Source organism: Salibacter sp. (genome assembly GCF_031581065.1).
Lineage (GTDB): Bacteria > Bacteroidota > Bacteroidia > Flavobacteriales_G > Salibacteraceae > Salibacter.
Genome location: NZ_JAVLBN010000009.1, coordinates 53,741 through 70,547 on the forward strand (window position 1 = coordinate 53,741; position 16,807 = coordinate 70,547).

Annotated in this window: 13 protein-coding genes; 5 read left to right on the top strand and 8 right to left on the bottom strand. The window is 40.4% G+C overall.

Features of this window, described 5'->3' with window-relative positions:
- Nucleotides 1–5: 5 nt before the first annotated feature.
- Entirely contained in the window at nucleotides 6–341 is a 336-nt protein-coding gene (locus RI557_RS04015) for a hypothetical protein (protein ID WP_310667747.1), read from the bottom strand.
- A gap of 4 nt (nucleotides 342–345) precedes the next feature.
- A complete protein-coding gene (locus tag RI557_RS04020; protein WP_310667746.1) occupies nucleotides 346–1,170 on the bottom strand; it encodes an outer membrane protein assembly factor BamD in 825 nt (274 codons plus the stop codon).
- Nucleotides 1,171–1,324: 154 nt separating this feature from the next.
- On the opposite strand from RI557_RS04020, the gene RI557_RS04025 reads away from it, so the two are divergent.
- From RI557_RS04025 to RI557_RS04035, 3 genes are all read left to right on the top strand, one after another.
- On the top strand, nucleotides 1,325–2,572 hold the full coding sequence (locus tag RI557_RS04025) for an aminotransferase class I/II-fold pyridoxal phosphate-dependent enzyme (protein ID WP_310682313.1): 1,248 nt from the start codon (nucleotides 1,325–1,327) through the stop codon (nucleotides 2,570–2,572).
- A gap of 81 nt (nucleotides 2,573–2,653) precedes the next feature.
- Nucleotides 2,654–3,118 (top strand): YciI family protein, encoded by a 465-nt coding sequence (locus RI557_RS04030; RefSeq protein ID WP_310667745.1) that lies wholly within the window; start codon nucleotides 2,654–2,656, stop codon nucleotides 3,116–3,118.
- A 142-nt stretch (nucleotides 3,119–3,260) separates the two neighbouring features.
- Nucleotides 3,261–6,785: a PAS domain S-box protein gene (locus RI557_RS04035; protein WP_310682288.1), complete on the top strand. Its 3,525-nt coding sequence runs from the start codon at nucleotides 3,261–3,263 to the stop codon at nucleotides 6,783–6,785.
- Here the strand turns inward: RI557_RS04035 and RI557_RS04040 are convergent.
- From RI557_RS04040 to RI557_RS04050, 3 genes are read right to left on the bottom strand one after another with little or no spacing between them, the layout of a single operon-like run.
- A complete protein-coding gene (locus RI557_RS04040; protein ID WP_310667743.1) occupies nucleotides 6,779–7,507 on the bottom strand; it encodes a rhomboid family intramembrane serine protease in 729 nt (242 codons plus the stop codon). The two genes, RI557_RS04035 and RI557_RS04040, sit on opposite strands and share 7 nt — an antisense overlap.
- Before the next feature lie 9 nt (nucleotides 7,508–7,516).
- On the bottom strand, nucleotides 7,517–9,001 hold the full coding sequence (locus RI557_RS04045) for a sigma 54-interacting transcriptional regulator (protein WP_310682314.1): 1,485 nt from the start codon (nucleotides 8,999–9,001) through the stop codon (nucleotides 7,517–7,519).
- 4 nt (nucleotides 9,002–9,005) lie between these two features.
- Nucleotides 9,006–10,121, bottom strand: coding sequence for a VWA domain-containing protein (locus RI557_RS04050; protein ID WP_310667742.1), 1,116 nt, complete (start codon nucleotides 10,119–10,121; stop codon nucleotides 9,006–9,008).
- A gap of 110 nt (nucleotides 10,122–10,231) precedes the next feature.
- On the opposite strand from RI557_RS04050, the gene RI557_RS04055 reads away from it, so the two are divergent.
- Nucleotides 10,232–11,557 (top strand): mechanosensitive ion channel domain-containing protein, encoded by a 1,326-nt coding sequence (locus RI557_RS04055; RefSeq protein ID WP_310667741.1) that lies wholly within the window; start codon nucleotides 10,232–10,234, stop codon nucleotides 11,555–11,557.
- On the opposite strand, the gene RI557_RS04060 is transcribed toward RI557_RS04055, so the two are convergent.
- From RI557_RS04060 to RI557_RS04070, 3 genes are all read right to left on the bottom strand, one after another.
- Nucleotides 11,520–12,248 carry a hypothetical protein gene (locus RI557_RS04060; protein WP_310667740.1) on the bottom strand — a complete coding sequence of 243 codons (729 nt, stop codon included), beginning with the start codon at nucleotides 12,246–12,248 and terminating at the stop codon, nucleotides 11,520–11,522. The genes RI557_RS04055 and RI557_RS04060 overlap by 38 nt on opposite strands.
- Before the next feature lie 100 nt (nucleotides 12,249–12,348).
- A complete protein-coding gene (locus tag RI557_RS04065) occupies nucleotides 12,349–14,418 on the bottom strand; it encodes a gliding motility-associated C-terminal domain-containing protein (RefSeq protein WP_310682309.1) in 2,070 nt (689 codons plus the stop codon).
- A gap of 38 nt (nucleotides 14,419–14,456) precedes the next feature.
- Entirely contained in the window at nucleotides 14,457–15,413 is a 957-nt protein-coding gene (locus tag RI557_RS04070) for a nitronate monooxygenase (protein WP_310667738.1), read from the bottom strand.
- 654 nt (nucleotides 15,414–16,067) lie between these two features.
- Here RI557_RS04070 and RI557_RS04075 point away from each other — a divergent pair.
- On the top strand, nucleotides 16,068–16,538 hold the full coding sequence (locus RI557_RS04075) for an HIRAN domain-containing protein (protein WP_310682311.1): 471 nt from the start codon (nucleotides 16,068–16,070) through the stop codon (nucleotides 16,536–16,538).
- Nucleotides 16,539–16,807: the final 269 nt, after the last annotated feature.

Genomic DNA, 16,807 nt, shown 5'->3' on the forward strand with positions numbered 1-16,807 from the left:
GAGGCTTAATCTTCCTCCTGAGCATCTTTGGCGGGGTTTCTATAATAGGTTGCGCCACTCATGAACTCTTCCATAGCTAATGCTGTTGGTTTTGGAAGACGCTCGTAAAATTTAGAGATTTCAATCTGCTCGCGATTTTCAAAAATCTCTTCAAGATTATCAGATGAAGAAGCAAACTCTTCCAACTTTGAGTTCAACTCATCTTTGATCTCAAGCCCAACTTGATCAGCTCGCTTAGCAACTACTGAAAGCGCTTCGTAAACATTACCCGTAACATCGCCAATTTTATCAACATCGCGTGTTACAGTAGTCATTGGGGCATTTGTCTTTTTGTAATCCATAATATTAGCTCTTGTTTGCTACTTTGGTTTCTCTTTTCAACTCCTGTAATTCAGAGTACCACTTTTCAGCCTCCACTATACTTTTAGAATCGGGAAACCGATCTACAAAAGTAATATAAGCCTTTAAAGCGGCATCAATTCTTTCTTCTTTTTTGCTTTTAATACTGTTGACCGCCAATTTGTACCTGGCTTTGAAAATAAGGAAATAAGCCTCTTCTCTGTATTTCGTATCAGGGAAATTGCTCAACAAATTATCAAACTCCGTGTATGCAGCTCTGTAGTCCTCCATCTTGAGGTATTGTTTAGCTGCATTGTATCGCTTGTACTCCAACTTTGTTTCGAGCTCAGTAATCAATTGCGTACAGGTATCAGCTCTTTTACTTTTGGGGTAATCATTGATGTACAACTGCAATTTGTCAATTGCTTTTCTGGTCGGATCCTGATCCAGGCTGTAATTGGGCGACATCTTGTATTGACAGTAAGCCGCCATGTATTGGCATTCTTTGGCGTAGTCTGATCGCGGAAAAGTCTCTACAAATTTATCAAAGCGATGGCTCGCCAATAAGTAGTCTTCAAGATAATAATCACTGTAAGCGTAGATGTAATAAAGTTTCTCAGCTCGATCAGTCCCCCTGTAGAAAGCGATTAATTCCTCAATGAGCGGATATGCTTTGTAATATTCACCTTCATTATAATACTCCATTGTTTTGCTGTACTTATACTCGATATCACTGGATTTGAGCACTTTATTGTACTCTGAACATCCGCTGATCAATACAGCCGTCATAATAATAAAGATGTAAAACGCTTTGGACCTGATCATAAACATCGTGCAAAATTAGTGTTTTCCATTACAAATAAAACGAACCATTTATACAATCGACTGTTAATAAACCTAAATACCTAAAATTGTATTTTGAGGGATTAATCTTAGTTTTGCCGATTGATTCTCATAGTGAATTGACTAGAACTAAAACGAAGGAATTGTGGATATATTTGAGAAATTAAAGGTTAATAGAGGGCCACTAGGTCAATATTCAAACAGTACACACGGTTATTTCACTTTCCCAAAGCTAGAAGGTGAAATCTCTAATAAAATGAAATTTCGCGGAAAGGATGTTCTCGTTTGGAGTCTCAACAACTATCTGGGACTTTCAAACCATCCTGAAGTGCGCAGAGTAGATGCTGAGTCTTCTAAAAAACACGGTCTTGGTAACCCAATGGGTGCTCGTATAATGAGTGGTAATACAGCCATGCATGAAGAACTTGAACGAGAGCTTGCAGACTACGTTCAAAAAGAGGATGCCATTTTGTTGAACTATGGCTACCAGGGTATTGCATCAGCAATTGATGCCGTTGTAGACAGAAATGATGTTATCGTTTACGACTCTGAGTCGCATGCCTGCATCATGGATGGCATGAGAATGCACCAGGGAAAACGCTTTGTTTATCCGCACAATGATATCGAAGCTTTGAAAGTTCGCCTTGAGCGTGCAACAAAACTCACTGAAAAAAATGATGGCGGAATTCTCGTTATTACTGAAGGAGTTTTTGGAATGGCCGGTGACCAGGGAAAGCTTAAAGAAATTGTTGAACTCAAAAAGCAATACAATTTCCGTTTTATGGTCGATGATGCTCACGGCATTGGGACAATGGGCGAAAATGGTGCTGGAACAGGTGTTCACCAGGGATGCCAGGACGAAATAGACATTTATTTTGGGACATTTGCAAAATCTTTTTCTTCAATTGGTGCGTTCATCGCTTCAAATGAAAATGTTGTAGAGTTCCTGCGTTACAATACACGTTCTCAAATATTTGCAAAGTCTCTTCCTTACCCAATTGTTGAAGGTGCCCTTAAAAGGCTTGAAATTATGCGTAATGAACCTCAGCATAAAGAAAAGCTTTGGGAAATTGCGAATGCTTTGCAAAATGGATTGAGAGAAAAAGGTTTCAACCTTGGAAGAACAAACACTCCTGTAACTCCTGTTTTCTTATCTGGTGGTACATTTGAAGCAGCTAATATCATCTTTGATTTGCGTGAAAATCACGGGTTATTCTGCTCGATGGTTGTTTATCCTGTTGTTCCAAAAGATGTGTTTATGTTGAGGCTTATTCCAACAGCAGTTCACACTCTTGAAGATGTCGAATACACTATCGATAAATTTGAAAAAATAAAAGCAAAACTCGATGCTAGCGAATATGCTAAAGATCGTTTTGAGTTAGTATCTTAAAGTATTCATTTTCATAATAAAACATTAAAGGGGTTGCTTTTTATTTGCACCCCTTTTTTTTGGATTAAACTATATTCCGCTATGAAAAAAATAATTGCTCAATTATTGGCTCTGACCATTACCCTAATATTTACAGCAACTAATACCAGCGCTCAATATGATTCAACGCTCGCAAAAGAGCTGGGCGCTGACAAATACGGAATGAAAATGTACGTTTTTGTCATGCTCAAAAGCGGTGAAACAAAAATCGAGGATACCGAAAAAAGAGAAGAAATTATGGCTGGTCACCTCCGTAATATTCAAAAGCTGGTCACAGCTAAAAAAATGGTTGTGGCCGGACCAATGAGCGAAAACAAAAATGATTTAAGAGGCATCTTCATCATGAATGTGAGGAAAGTTGAAGAGGCTAAAAAATTATTACAGTCAGATCCGGCAATACAAAAAGGGGCACTTAGAGCAGAATACTATCCATGGTACGGATCAGCCGCCTTACCAAAGTATCTTCCTTACCACGATAAAATTGAGAAAAACAGTGTTTCTGAATAACTAATATTTCACTAAAAAAATCACTCTTTTAAAACAAAGTTTTTTTAATCAGTTTTTTGCACCAAAATCAATACAAAATAAATATATTGCTGGTCTGATGAAAAACTTATTAATTAAGCGCGTAACACTTCCCTGAATCTATATGAAAGATAGTAGCTTCATGGATGTTCATGGCAAATCAACAGATTTGTCGTTTTTAGAAGTTATTCCAAATCCTATATGGATTTATGATCATGACCGGTCGACCTTTGTTTTTGCCAATAAGGCTGCCATTAAATTATATGGATATTCCGCCAAAGACTTTCAAAAGCTTCAGTTGAGTGACATTCAGGTGAAAGAAATACCTGAGAAAAAGAACGCTAAAAGCGGTAAGCTTTTTGAGCACCGCAACAAAAACGGAGATCCACTCTATGTTAAAGTTCAATCTCAAAAAACAGAGCTTAATGGTAAAAAGGTCCATCTCTACTCGATAAACGATATTACTGAAAACTTCTCCCAAAACAATCTATCTGAAAGGAATAGAGCGCTTCTCAATGCTATTGCTGAGGTCAACAGTTCATTCATCCTGAATGCTGACTGGCTGAAAGCTCTTCAAAAATGCCTCGCAATTATTGGTAAAACAATTGACGGTGATCGCGTGTATTTTTTCAATACTGAAATTGAGAAAAATGCGAATAGAGTCATCGCTTCTCAAATTGCAGAGTGGTGTGCTGAGGGTATTCAACCTGAAATAGATAATGAGATGCTTCAAAATTTGGATCTCTCACCATTTAGCTTTTTTGTGAATTCACTGCTCAGTAAAAAACCATTTGACCAATATGTAGCTACTATTTCAGATAATGAATTTAAATCATTACTCGAGTCTCAAAACATTAAATCCATTCTAATATACCCTGTTTCCTCAGGTGAAAACATTCATGGCTTCATTGGTATTGATGCCTGTCACGAAAAAAGAAAGTGGAGAAAAGATGAAATTGGGCTAGTCAAGTCATTTGCTACTACCATAGCAGGTACAATTGACAAGCAACTCGCTATGAAGTCTGTCAAGTTAAGTAAAGATCGTTTTAAAGCGATGGTTCGCGAAGGGGCAGATCTAATCACTATGATAGATAAGGAAGGTAATTTCACCTATGTAGGAGACAATATTTTATCTGTTTTAGATATTAGTCCAGATTGGTTAAATGGCAAAAATGCGTTTGATTTCGTCCACCAAGATGATGTAGATTATGTAAGATCCTACTTAACGCGTGTTTTCAATGAAGAAAAAAGAGTCAAAATACCGGCTTTTAGATTCATAGATGGTAAAGGGAATTGGAGGTGGATGTCTAGTGTTATAACAAATCTTTCTAATGATGAAGCTGTCAAAGGCATTGTTGCTAATACAAGAGACATCACAAAAGAAAAAGAGTATTCCCTGAGGCTTGAAAAAGCCAATGATCGATACAGAATTGCAGCTCAGGTATCTGACGAGCACATCTACGACTGGGATATAAATGAAAACAGAATCATTCAATCATCTGAGTCATTTAAGCGAATTTTTGGGTTTGAGCTCAATAACCAGGATTTGCTATCTCGAAACTTTTGGAAGAATCAATTACCAAAATCAGAATCTGACAGGCTTCACAATGAGCAAATACATGCGTTTAAAGATAAATCTCTCAATACCATTTCTTACAACTACCAACTAAAAACTCCAGAAGGAGCAACTAAACAATTACTGGACACAGCCAGGTTATTCAGAGATGAGAAGGGAAGAGTAACCAGAGTTGTTGGATCAGTGAAAGATATTACTCCTGTTCTGCTCAAAAAGACTGAAGACAAGCTATTACAATCATTATCAACTCTAGTTGGAAAAGGATCCAATTTCGATAAGGGCATTAGCGACATGCTCGAGTTGCTAACAAGATATTCTAAAGCTCAAATTGCTGAATACTGGAGTCTGACAGGTGATGACAAGGAAATTCATTTAACCCAGTCATACTCCAGAACTGAAATTGGAGACAAATTTCATCAATTATCTAACGATATAACATCTTTCGACTTTAATAGTGGTTCAACTGTTGAAAGATGGAAAAACGATGAATTAGTGATATGGAATAACCTCGGACACAACGAACAGTTTGTTCGCAAAGACGCAGCCTTGAGAATAGGTTTAAAATCAGCGATTGGTGTTCCTATTATCCATCAAAAATCACTTATAGGAGTCATTATCCTTCTATCTGACAAAAAGAGTAAACACTGGAAAGATGTACAAAAAATGTTGGGCCACCTCTGCGAACAATTGGGGCCGGTACTCAATCAAAAACGCGTACAGGAAGAGTTAAACAGCTTTTTTGAACTATCTCCTGATCTATTAGCTATAACCAGCAAAGAAGGATTTTTTAGAAAAACCAATATAGCATTCAAAGAAGTACTCGGCTACAAACAATCAGAGATTCTCGACAAATCTATATGTAGCTTCACACATCAAGACGACTACGAACTCATAAACGAAGCCTTAAAAAATGTTGAGTTTGAACCAAAAGAATTGCGAGCCAGGTTTATCAGTAAACAAGGTGTTATAAAATGGCTCAACTGGCGATTCCGCTACAACAACCAATCAAAACAAGTTTATGCTGTAGCTAAAGATATTACAGCCCGCCAATTAGTAAGATTCCAACTACAGGATACATTAGAAAAGTTAAAGAGTGCTCAGGATATAGCTAATCTCGGTTACTGGAACAGAAGTTTAGATCAAGAGAACATCGAATGGTCAGATGAAGTCTACCGTATTTACGAGTATGATGTCAATGCCATAACTCCTACACATAATTTCTTTATAGAGCACATGCCTGCTGACGATCGTCCCGAGTTCAACCTCCTTTTCAATAAAATGTTGAAAGACCCTGAAAATGGCTCTGAACGTGAATTCACTCACAGAATTATAACCAGCAATGGTGACACAAAATGGGTCTACCAAAAAATGAAAGTCATCACTGATGAAAGTGGTACCCCATCTTACATTGAAGGAATCATTCAGGATATTACAGAACGTAAACAATACGAGGAACTCCTGAAAATCAGCAATGAGCGTTTTGAGTTGGCTATGAAGTCGACCAATGAAATGATTTGGGACTGGAATCACGTTTCTAATGAAGTTTCACGTGGTTTTGGCTATCAAAAAGAATACGGCTACCAAGCAACAGAAAAGGTTACGCTCGACAACTCGTGGTTCAGCCTCATTCATCCTGATGATCGTGAACACGTTTACAACTCAGTCAGTCATGTACTAGACAACACACGAGAAGATTACTGGTATCAGGAATACAGAATTATTAAGCCCAATGGAGAAGTAGCTTACATTCTCGATAGGGCTTACATTTTGAGAAATGAAAATGATGAAGCTATTAGATCTGTTGGTGCTTCGCTAGATGCAACAGATTCACGCAAACAGATGCACGCCATTCAAAAGCAAAACGAGACGCTCAAAGAAATTGCCTGGACTCAATCGCACGTTATTCGCGCACCAATTGTAAGAATAATGGGCATTCTTGATCTCATTGAGCAGCAGTACCAAAACATTGATCCCAATTTAAAAGATCAGCTCGAAATACTTGCTAAATCAGCTCACGAACTCGATGACTTAACTCGAGATATCACCAAAAAGACAGAGTCAATAAACTATTGATCACTCTTTTCTTTTGGCCGGTAGTGGTATGAAACTCTTACTCCTTTTTGTTCTTCTCTGTCACGGTCAGAGCCGGAAAAGTCCTCGCCTCGCCACATTGATTCAGGGATCGGACTGTAGTCGCCATCGTAATCCCAGCTGTATTTTTTGCGCTGCGGTCCATCTTTACGGTAAATCCAGGCCAGTAAAACACCCATTATGGCTCCAAATAAATGGCCTTCCCAACTAATCTTGTAGTCGATTGGTAAAAGCCCCCAAACCATTCCGCCATAAAGGAAAACAGTGATGAGCGAAAGCCCCATCATGTTTCGGTTTTTATTGAACAACCCACTAAAAAAGACGAAAAAAGCAAGCGAATAAATCAGTCCGCTCGCCCCGATGTGAAATGAACTCCTCGCTCCTACCCAAACCCAAAAACCGCCAACTAAAGTCCCATAGATAATGACTTTCCATGCGCTTTTAGGGTAGAAATAAAAAACAGCTGTTCCAAGAATCAGCATCGGATAAGTATTGTTGATCAAATGGCTCCAGCTACCGTGTAAAAACGGAGAAAACAAAATACCGCGCAAACCGGTAAAGTCTCGTGGTAAAATTCCGTATTCGGCCCAGGTTGTTCCTGAATAATGCTGAATCAAATGAACAGCCCACATCACTAATACAAAGATTACCGGAAAAACGGCACTTTTGAATAACCGCTTACGTGGAGTTATTTCCTTTGACATTTGGCTAAATTACAGATCCCCGTTGAAGTCATCATCATCAAATGAGAACATGGAATTCATCATGTCCTTAAAACTCATTCCCTCTTCATCAATATTCTTGCTGATGAGAGAATACTCGGCCAGTCCGTGCAGGATGAGTTCCATAAAGAGGAATTGTTCTGTAGCATCAGCTTTTGGATGATACTTTTTCACGAGCTCTTTCAATCCCGGAACAGAAACCAGCTTTTCGTGGAATTTTTTGTCCTTAAGATCACTGTCGAGAACGAGATCGTTATTAGAGAACCATTTGATAACCTCAGCGAACGGACTCTCCTCTTTTCTGCGTTTAATCATTTCAGGATCGGGGAAGTATTGTGGAAAAACTTTTCTAATCACTCGATTAATCAACTTGTGAGCAACTCCAATAGCTCCCTCCTGCTCTCCTTCATATACGAGTTCGACTTTCCCTGTAATGGCCGGAATAACACCAATAAAGTCTCCAATGCGAGCAGTCGTTTTCTTTTCTCTGTTGATGATTGTCCTTCGCTCAGCAGATCCAATCAAATCTTCGTAAGCTGAAATACTCAAACGAGCTGATACACCGGATTTTTGATCGATAAACTCACTTTCGCGAGCTTCAAAAGCGATCATTTCTAACATATCCTGGAGAATTGGCGCTACATAAACCTTTTTCTCCTGATCGGGTAAAATACGCGCTTCCTGATGCGTAATTTGTTTACTGATATCGATCGATTTGGGATAGTGCGTGATGATCTGGCTCTGAATACGATCTTTCAAAGGCGTAATAATGGAACCGCGATTCGTATAGTCCTCAGGATTTGCGGTGAAAACGAATTGTAGATCAAGGTTGAGTCTCAGCTTAAAACCACGGATCTGAATGTCACCTTCCTGCAAAATATTGAACAATGCCACCTGGATTCGAGCCTGTAAATCGGGAATTTCATTGATCACAAAAATGCCTCGGTTCGCCTTTGGCACCAGTCCAAAATGAATCACGCGTTCATCGTTGTAGCTCAACTTTTGGTTAGCCGCTTTTATGGGATCAATATCGCCAATAAGATCGGCAATGGTAACGTCAGGCGTTGCCAGTTTCTCTGTATAACGCTCGCTGCGGTGCATCCAGGAAACAGGCGTTTTATCTCCTTTTTCTTCGATCAGATCGCGAGCATAACGCGATACCGGCTCAAGCGGATCATCGTTGAGTTCTGACCCTTCAACAACCGGAATGTACTCATCCAGCAGCAAAGTCATTGCTCTGGCGATACTCGTTTTTGCCTGTCCGCGCAAACCCAGCAAATTGATATTGTGACGAGCCAAAATAGCACGCTGAATATCGGGAATAACGGTATTATCATAACCGATCACGTGATCGAATACCTTTTCTCCTTTTTGCATTTTGGCGATTAGGTTATCGCGCAATTCTGTTTTTATATCCTTTGATTGATAGTCACTGTTCTTGAGATCACCCAGTGTTTTAATCTTTTCGTAATTCATTCTACTATCGTGTGTTTCTTCTTCTGTTTCGTTCGTAGTCTTCAAATATAAAGTCTCCTAATCCGCTCAAGCCTGTATAAAACGCTTTTCCTTTATTGGCTTCAGTAAATTCCCTAATAAAACCCTGTAAATACGGATCACGAGCAATCATAAAGGTGGTAATTGGAATTTTTGCTTTACGGCACTGCACGGCTAAGTTGAGTGTTTTGTTCACAATCCGTTCATCGAGTCCCATGCTGTTTTTGTAATACTCGCCATTGATTTTGATGCACGATGGTTTACCATCAGTAATCATGAAAATCTGTTTATTTGGATTTTTGCGTCTCCTCAGCAAATCCATAGAAAGTTCTAGTCCGGCTACGGTATTTGTGTGGTAAGGTCCTACTTCAAGGTACGGTAAGTCTTTTAGCGAAACCTGCCAGGCATCATTCCCAAAAACAACGATATCGAGTGTGTCCTTTGGATATTTGCGCCTGATCATTTCTGCAAGAGCCATAGCCACTTTTTTGGCTGGTGTGATCCGATCCTCACCGTATAAAATCATACTGTGAGATAAGTCAATCATGAGCACTGTAGAAGCCTGAGTTTTATACTCGTTTTCTCTTACGACAAGATCGTTCTCGGTCATTTGGAAATCTCCCACACCGTGATTAACCTGCGCATTTCGCATGCTTTCAGTGAAGTCGATTTGCTCGATTCGGTCACCAAACTGGAAATCCCGGGTTTCGGGAGTTGGCTCATCTCCCAACCCTGTTTTTCCAGTTTTATGATTGCCGGTGTTTGAGCGTTTCATCTTTCCAAAGATCTGCTCAAGAGATCGCTGCCTGATGACTTGTTCACTTTTGGCTGTCATCCCGTGACCGCTCCCGGGCCCCTGCCCCTTTTTGCCATTTCCATCATCGATAAATCCTTTTTTCTTCAGATCCTCTATGAAATCATCAATTGTATAGTTTTCATCTGTGAGTTTATATTCTTTGTCGAGTTCGCGCAACCAGTCAATTGCTTCGTCAACATCACCTGAGGTATATGTCAATAATTCCATAAAGATGTCGAACAGCTTTTCAAACGGGCTGCGCTCATCTTTCTCTGGTGTATATCGTGTAAATCGGTATCCCAACATGGATGAAAAGGTATTAATTCTGCACTAACCTGCCACGAGATTATTATATGCTTCACAGGTTATTAACTTTGCTAAAGTATTTTTGTTGCACTTAATTTAATCGTACAGTTATGGACGAGACACAGGAACTTGGCAATCAAATTGGTAATTGGTTAGGAAATATTCTCCAGGAAATGGGCGTGGCCGGTGAAAGCTTGCGTTATGTGAAGATGCTGGTTCTTCTGGCTCTGACCGTTATCATTGCTCTACTAATCGATTTAATAGTACGCAAGATACTCGTCAATTTCCTACATCATTTTGCCAATAAATCGAAAACCAATTTTGATGATCACCTGATAGAGCGAAACATCACACGTTACATCAGTCAGTGGCTACCGGCAATTTTTGTAAGCGCTGTGATTCCGGTTGTTTTCCACGATTTTGAGTTCTTGATCACTCCGCTTACTGAAATTGTTGATATTTACCTGTACGTTGTCATTGCATTGTTCATTCAGGCGTTGCTTCAGGGAAGCCGTGACTACTTGCTCACACAGGACAAATTCAAGGATAAACCTATTCAGAGCCTGTCACAGTTGCTCAATATTGCGAGCTGGATCGTTGTCGCAATTTTGATTTTCTCAGAGCTCACTGAAAAATCTGTCACAAATCTTTTTGCTGCACTTGGAGCTGCATCAGCAGTATTACTCCTCATTTTTAAGGATACTATTTTAGGATTTGTGGGCAGTATTCAGCTCTCTTATAATGATATGGTTCGTGTTGGTGACTGGATTGTCATGAGCAAGTATGGAGCTGATGGAAATGTGACAGTTATCAACCTCAATACGGTAAAAGTTCTCAACTGGGACAATACGATTACGAATGTGCCCACTTATGCCCTCATAAGCGATAGCTTCATCAATTACCGCAATATGGAGGAAGGCCCTGGACGTAGAATCAAAAAAGCGATTTACATCAAACAAAGTACAGTTCGTTTTCTCGAAGAAAAAGATCTTGATAAGCTAAAAGGTATTCAGCTTATCAATAAATACATTGATTCAAAACAGCTCGATATTGACAATTACAACCAAAAAAATAATATCGATAAATCGCTGGCAATTAATGGCAGAAATCAAACGAATCTTGGTGTATTTAGAAAATATCTTCGTGAATACATCGAGCACAATCCTGTCATCAATAAAGAAATGACGCTGATGACACGCCAACTCAAACCAACAGAAAAGGGAATACCTATTGAAATTTACGGTTTTAGTAAAGAAAAATCATGGGTGAATTACGAGTACGTAATGGGCGAAATTTTTGATCACGCCATCGCATCAGTGAAGTATTTCGATTTGGAATTATTCGAAATTCCGGCAGGATCTGATATCAGTCCGCTCAAATTACAACATAATGGAGATGTTAAAACTGGAAGCGAAGCCCCAGAGAATAAGTCATAAGGTTCGTATTGGATGAAACCTTATCGTAAGTAGCTTCCTGCGTGTTGTCGTTGTACTCGATTGATTCAGAATCGATGTAAGAAGACTCCGTTCCGTAGAGCTTTTCAACTCTGCCATCAATGAAAATTACGCGAGATAACTTGATAGACAATCCGCCAGCGTATCCATAGCTCCAGGCGCCTTTTGTTTCATTCTCTATTTCATCTGGCGGTGGATTTTGGGTGTAGTCATCGACTGAAATGCGGGTTCGGGAGTTGAACAATCGAAAACCGGCTATTCCCTCGATGTAAGGATAGAATGCGTTGTTCAAATTCTTGAGCGGACTAACTCTCAAATTAGCATGAATGGGCATCATGTTGCTATTCACAACTGAGGTAACTTCGTATTCCCCGAACTGAGGATCGTCTATTTGAAAGTCCTCTTCCTGCCTTTCCATCCAGTAATAATGATAGGTGAGACCGAGTTCGAGCGTCAACTTGCGAACGAGCGGAAAATAAATTCCGCCACCAACTCCAAAAAACGCGCGGTCTCCAACTGCATCTTTGAATTCTCCTTCGGGAAATCCGAGTCCCATGTGAGCATCTAAATGTCCGTCATTTTCATTCTCGTTATCATCGTCATCATTCTGTCCAAATACCTGAACAGATGTTGCGAGCAACACTATCACTAAAATACTCAGTCGTTTAAGCATACATATCTTTTTGTTAGTGATTAGCACAAACCAGACCAAAATTACTTTAATTGTTGTAATTAATTGGAAATTTAAAGGTAAATTACAGAATATCAAAACCTTACCTAATCAAAATCACACTTCCCATTTTCACTTCTTCATCTCCTGATTGATTGACGAGCGTAATACGATAAGCATAAGCTCCCTGTTGAGCTGCGCTTCCATCTTGAGCAGTTCCATCCCAGCCTCGCTCGATATTAGTCGATTCAAAAACGAGGTTTCCAAAGCGGTTAAATATCTGTAACCTGTATTGCCTAAAACCACCAAAAGCTACAGTGGGCTTAAACTCAGGATTGTGAATTCCTGTAGGTTTAAATGCATTCGGTACCCATATTTTCGTGTTAGATTTAAAACACTTCCTGTTCGAATAAACCTGCAAACTATCGCGGTTTGTCGCCCGAACGATGTAGCAAATTCTATTACCCTCAGTGATGTAAGTTTCCGTGTTTTCTTCAAAATTGCGCAACGTATCGCCTGTCGTGAGAGTTTGGTTCATGGAACCGGCTGCATTATCGGCCACGCGAAATAAGTCATAGTGATCGAGCGAGTCACCAAACACACCCCAACCGATGTACGCAGTCCAAGACAGATGGGCATTGTAGGTTTGCTCATCAAAGGTTCCGTTCAGGTAAATCGTTTTAGCCAAATTCGAGATCGATATCGGGAAGTCGCATGAATCGTACATCACTACACGGTACCAGTAATCGGTTTGGTTCACCTGTGCCGTTCTGTCCTCAAACTGGAGTATCGGGCTCTGACCGTAAGGAGCACGAGCAATTTCTATAAATGTTCCGTTTGAATCGATAGCCCGTTCTAAAGCATAATAATTCACAAAAATCGAAGTATCGACTAAACACTCAATCTCCACATAATCGCTATTGACTACATCAGCTCGTTGCAGGTAGTGAATATTGGGCTGAAAAGAAGCTGCACTTTGCGGACATGCAATATTTGAGGTACTCGTTTTCGATCGGTCAGTAGCATACCCCACAATCACGTAGCAGTAATCCTGCCGCACATCTACATTTTCGTGCAAATAGGTACTGTCAGATCCCGGTACAGAATCCAAAAAGACTGACGGACCATTATTCAGCCGATAATATATCGCATAGCCTTGCAAGTCATTCCAGCCCTGATACTGAGACCACTCTAACTGAACTTCCTCTGCGCAAAAATCAGGGAAAGTTTCCAAATAAATCGATTGGTGCGCATCACTTCCTGCGCTTATATTGGCAGTTGCCGGGTTGCCTTTGTAGCAGGTATCAAATGAAGCGATGGCATATTGTTGAGTACCTCCACTACCCGATGCCACAGAATCGATGTAAGTTGTATTCGCTTTCCCGTAAACGGTATCGATGATTATCCAGGCAGATGATGCTAAATCATAGTACAAAATTTGGTAGCCGTCAGTATCTCCCGCCTCACTTGATTGCCAGGAGAGTTCGAGGTTTCCGGTAGCCGTGTCAACTGTTACACTATCCATAATTGGAATATCAGGTGAAGTATTGTCTTCAAACAACTCTTCCACAACGGCCGATACAGATCTGCAACCGCTGTTATCCTCCGTTTCTACTTTAAAAGCGATATCTTCAGAACATACTTTGAAGGTGGTATCCGTAAATGTTTCGGTTCCGTAAGGTGTGGTTCCGACCAATACCCAGGGACCGCCATCTATACTTCTAAAGACTTCATAATTTCCTGAATTGCTGGGTAAATTGGGGACAATCTGCGGATTCCAGGTTATGGTTGCCGTAGTATCGGTTTTGTTGGATATTACCGGGAGCATTGTTTCAAATGTGTCGCTGGAGACCTCCACGTTTCCGCTGCCATCATCGTAAACCGTTTTCACGTAGTAAAACTCAGAGTTTGTAGTAGCATTGGAATTCGTATTTGTGAAAGTGGTAGTTGCCAGGTTGGCAACAGATGTTTCGGTGTAAGTTCCATTTCGAGAATTACTCACTCCAACCACATACTCGACAAATTCATTTGCCGGATCGTTGGGCGCTATCCACGTGAGCACCACATCACCGTTCGGTTGAACAGCAATGCAGCGTAAATCCGGTGGATCTACAGCTCCGCGAGCAAATCCAGCCAGAAAAAATATAATGGTCAGAACCGAAACTATGCGCATATCAATGATTTAAACGACCCAGCCGGCAATTCGTTGTATTAAAGGTCAAAAACTTTATCACAAATTGCCTTCCTCGCTTCGCGGTATTCATTAAGGAGGTTTTCAAAGATCTTTTTAGCCGGCAATACATCTTTTATTTGGGCGCTTACCTGACCAATTTCGAGTTCACCCTGTTCCATGTCTCCCTCAAACATTCCTTTTTTGGCTCTCGCCCTGCCGAGTACTTGTGCGAGTTCCTCTTTTGATGCGCAACGCTCATAGGCATTCATCACATCAGCGTAAAATTCATTTTTGATGAGTCTTACAGGTGCGAGTTCTTTGAGTGTCAGAACCGTATCACCTTCATTCGTGCTCACGATCCTGTTTTTGAAATTCTCGTGACCCGATGATTCATTACTCGCTGCAAAACGGCTACCGATTTGAACAGCATCAGCACCGAGCGACATAGCTGCCAGTATAGACCTTCCCGATCCAATACCACCGGCTGCAATAACCGGAGCATCAACCGCATCTTTCACAAGCGGAATAAGGCACATAGTTGTCGTCTCTTCTCGCCCATTGTGTCCGCCAGCTTCAAAACCTTCAGCCACAACAGCATCACATCCTGCTTCAACAGCCTTTTTGGCAAACTTTGCACTCGACACAACATGCACAACTTTAATACCGTGCTCTTTGAGTTTGGGTGTCCAGGTTTTGGGATTACCAGCCGATGAAAAAACGATTGGAACCTCGTAATCGATGATTGTTTGAATATGCTCCTCGATATTGGGGTAGAGCAACGGAATATTAACCGCAAATGGTTTGTCAGTAGCTTTTTTGCACTTTTCAACGTGTTCTCTCAGCACTTCAGGATACATAGATCCCGAACCGATTATTCCCAGTCCGCCCGCATTGGAAACTTCACTGGCCAATTGCCAGGGCGAACACCAGATCATTCCGGCCTGAATAATAGGATAGTCTATATCAAACAACTCACAAATACGATTCTTCATCATCCAAATTTTAAATGCGAATTTACGCAAGAGCGGTTGAATAGAGAAAGTGGAGGTACGTTTTTAGCTAAAAGCTACATGATATGGTTATTTCCATTTTGCTTTCTTTATTGAGCAAAAAGAGGCAAAACTGTTAAGTTAATAAAGCAATTTTTGAGATAGTGATTAAAAAAAGGAAGAATCAGCTTTGTGACGCTATCGGTCAGCACCTCCGGCTCAACCTCGGCCTTGACCTTGACTTTAGCCGTTGGCGATTAGCTTTTGGTTTTTGGCTTTTGGCTTTTGGCTTTTGGCTTTTGGCTTTTGGCTAAACAAACACAAAACTCACAAACCTCCAAACCCTTAACACCTTAAACATCAAGCAACCCCAAAACCACAATTAGAACGCTCTCAGCTACTGACGCTTCGGTCAGCACTTTCAGCTACTGACGCTTCGGTCAGCACCTCCGGCTCAACCTCCTCTTCAACCTCAACCTTAACCTCGACTCTTAGTGAATCTTAGTCCTTGACGCAGGTCAAGACTTAGATGAACTTAGATCTACTGACGCTTTCGGTCAGTACTAAAAGCTCGTGACGCAAGGGACGGGACTTTCTTCCCCAACGTAAATACATTACGGTCTCACCATTTTAGTTTGTAAAGAATCAAACAAAACAACCATGAAACGAAGTGATTTTGTAAAGGGATTTGGAATTGGTACGATGGGACTCATGTTGCCCAAAAACCAATTCTTCAGCAATAAACCAATAAAGATTTACGACAACTACCTGCGCGGACTCAAATACTACGACTTTAATAAAGTGAGCGGAAGTTTAAAAGAGGGGCAGGAATTACAATTAGTACGCGACCCCGATAACAAACACGACCGTTTTGCTACTGAAGTCCACTGGCAAAGCCACAAACTCGGTTACATAGCCGCTTATGAAAATATAGTCATTGCCAATATGCTCGATGCCGGTGCACAATTAAGCGCCTACATCTCTGAGGTAAAACTATCACAGGAAAACTACTTTAACGAAGTTGGCATAGCCGTTTACGCCCAACTGGTGAAACCCACTGAAAAACTGATACAAACCGCTCTTAGCGAACATAGAGCAGATAATGTAAATGACAGATACCGCGGTTTTTAACCATTACCTCATTGGTTTTAGGGAAAGTTTTATTAGATTGCGGATTCTGTAATTTTAAATAATGGAATTGAAATTTGAAGTAATAAAAAAAGCGACCCGAAGGCCGCTTTAAATGTTTTCACAACGGAATAATCCTTATTGTGAATTGCTTCAGATTAATTACAAATATAAAAAAACTGAACGATGAAAAAAATACTGGGACTTGACCTTGGATCTGGAAGTGTAGGTTGGGCTTTCATAAAAGAAGCTGAAAACGAAAATGAAAAATC

Excerpts from the sequence above, each read along its gene's own strand:
- RI557_RS04015 (WP_310667747.1), bottom strand. The coding sequence starts at position 341 with ATGGATTACAAAAAGACAAATGCCCCAATGACTACTGTAACACGCGAT.
- RI557_RS04020 (WP_310667746.1), bottom strand. The coding sequence starts at position 1,170 with ATGTTTATGATCAGGTCCAAAGCGTTTTACATCTTTATTATTATGACG.
- RI557_RS04030 (WP_310667745.1), top strand. The coding sequence starts at position 2,654 with ATGAAAAAAATAATTGCTCAATTATTGGCTCTGACCATTACCCTAATA.
- RI557_RS04035 (WP_310682288.1), top strand. The coding sequence starts at position 3,261 with ATGAAAGATAGTAGCTTCATGGATGTTCATGGCAAATCAACAGATTTG.
- RI557_RS04040 (WP_310667743.1), bottom strand. The coding sequence starts at position 7,507 with ATGTCAAAGGAAATAACTCCACGTAAGCGGTTATTCAAAAGTGCCGTT.
- RI557_RS04045 (WP_310682314.1), bottom strand. The coding sequence starts at position 9,001 with ATGAATTACGAAAAGATTAAAACACTGGGTGATCTCAAGAACAGTGAC.
- RI557_RS04050 (WP_310667742.1), bottom strand. The coding sequence starts at position 10,121 with ATGTTGGGATACCGATTTACACGATATACACCAGAGAAAGATGAGCGC.
- RI557_RS04055 (WP_310667741.1), top strand. The coding sequence starts at position 10,232 with ATGGACGAGACACAGGAACTTGGCAATCAAATTGGTAATTGGTTAGGA.
- RI557_RS04060 (WP_310667740.1), bottom strand. The coding sequence starts at position 12,248 with ATGCTTAAACGACTGAGTATTTTAGTGATAGTGTTGCTCGCAACATCT.
- RI557_RS04065 (WP_310682309.1), bottom strand. The coding sequence starts at position 14,418 with ATGCGCATAGTTTCGGTTCTGACCATTATATTTTTTCTGGCTGGATTT.
- RI557_RS04070 (WP_310667738.1), bottom strand. The coding sequence starts at position 15,413 with ATGATGAAGAATCGTATTTGTGAGTTGTTTGATATAGACTATCCTATT.
- RI557_RS04075 (WP_310682311.1), top strand. The coding sequence starts at position 16,068 with ATGAAACGAAGTGATTTTGTAAAGGGATTTGGAATTGGTACGATGGGA.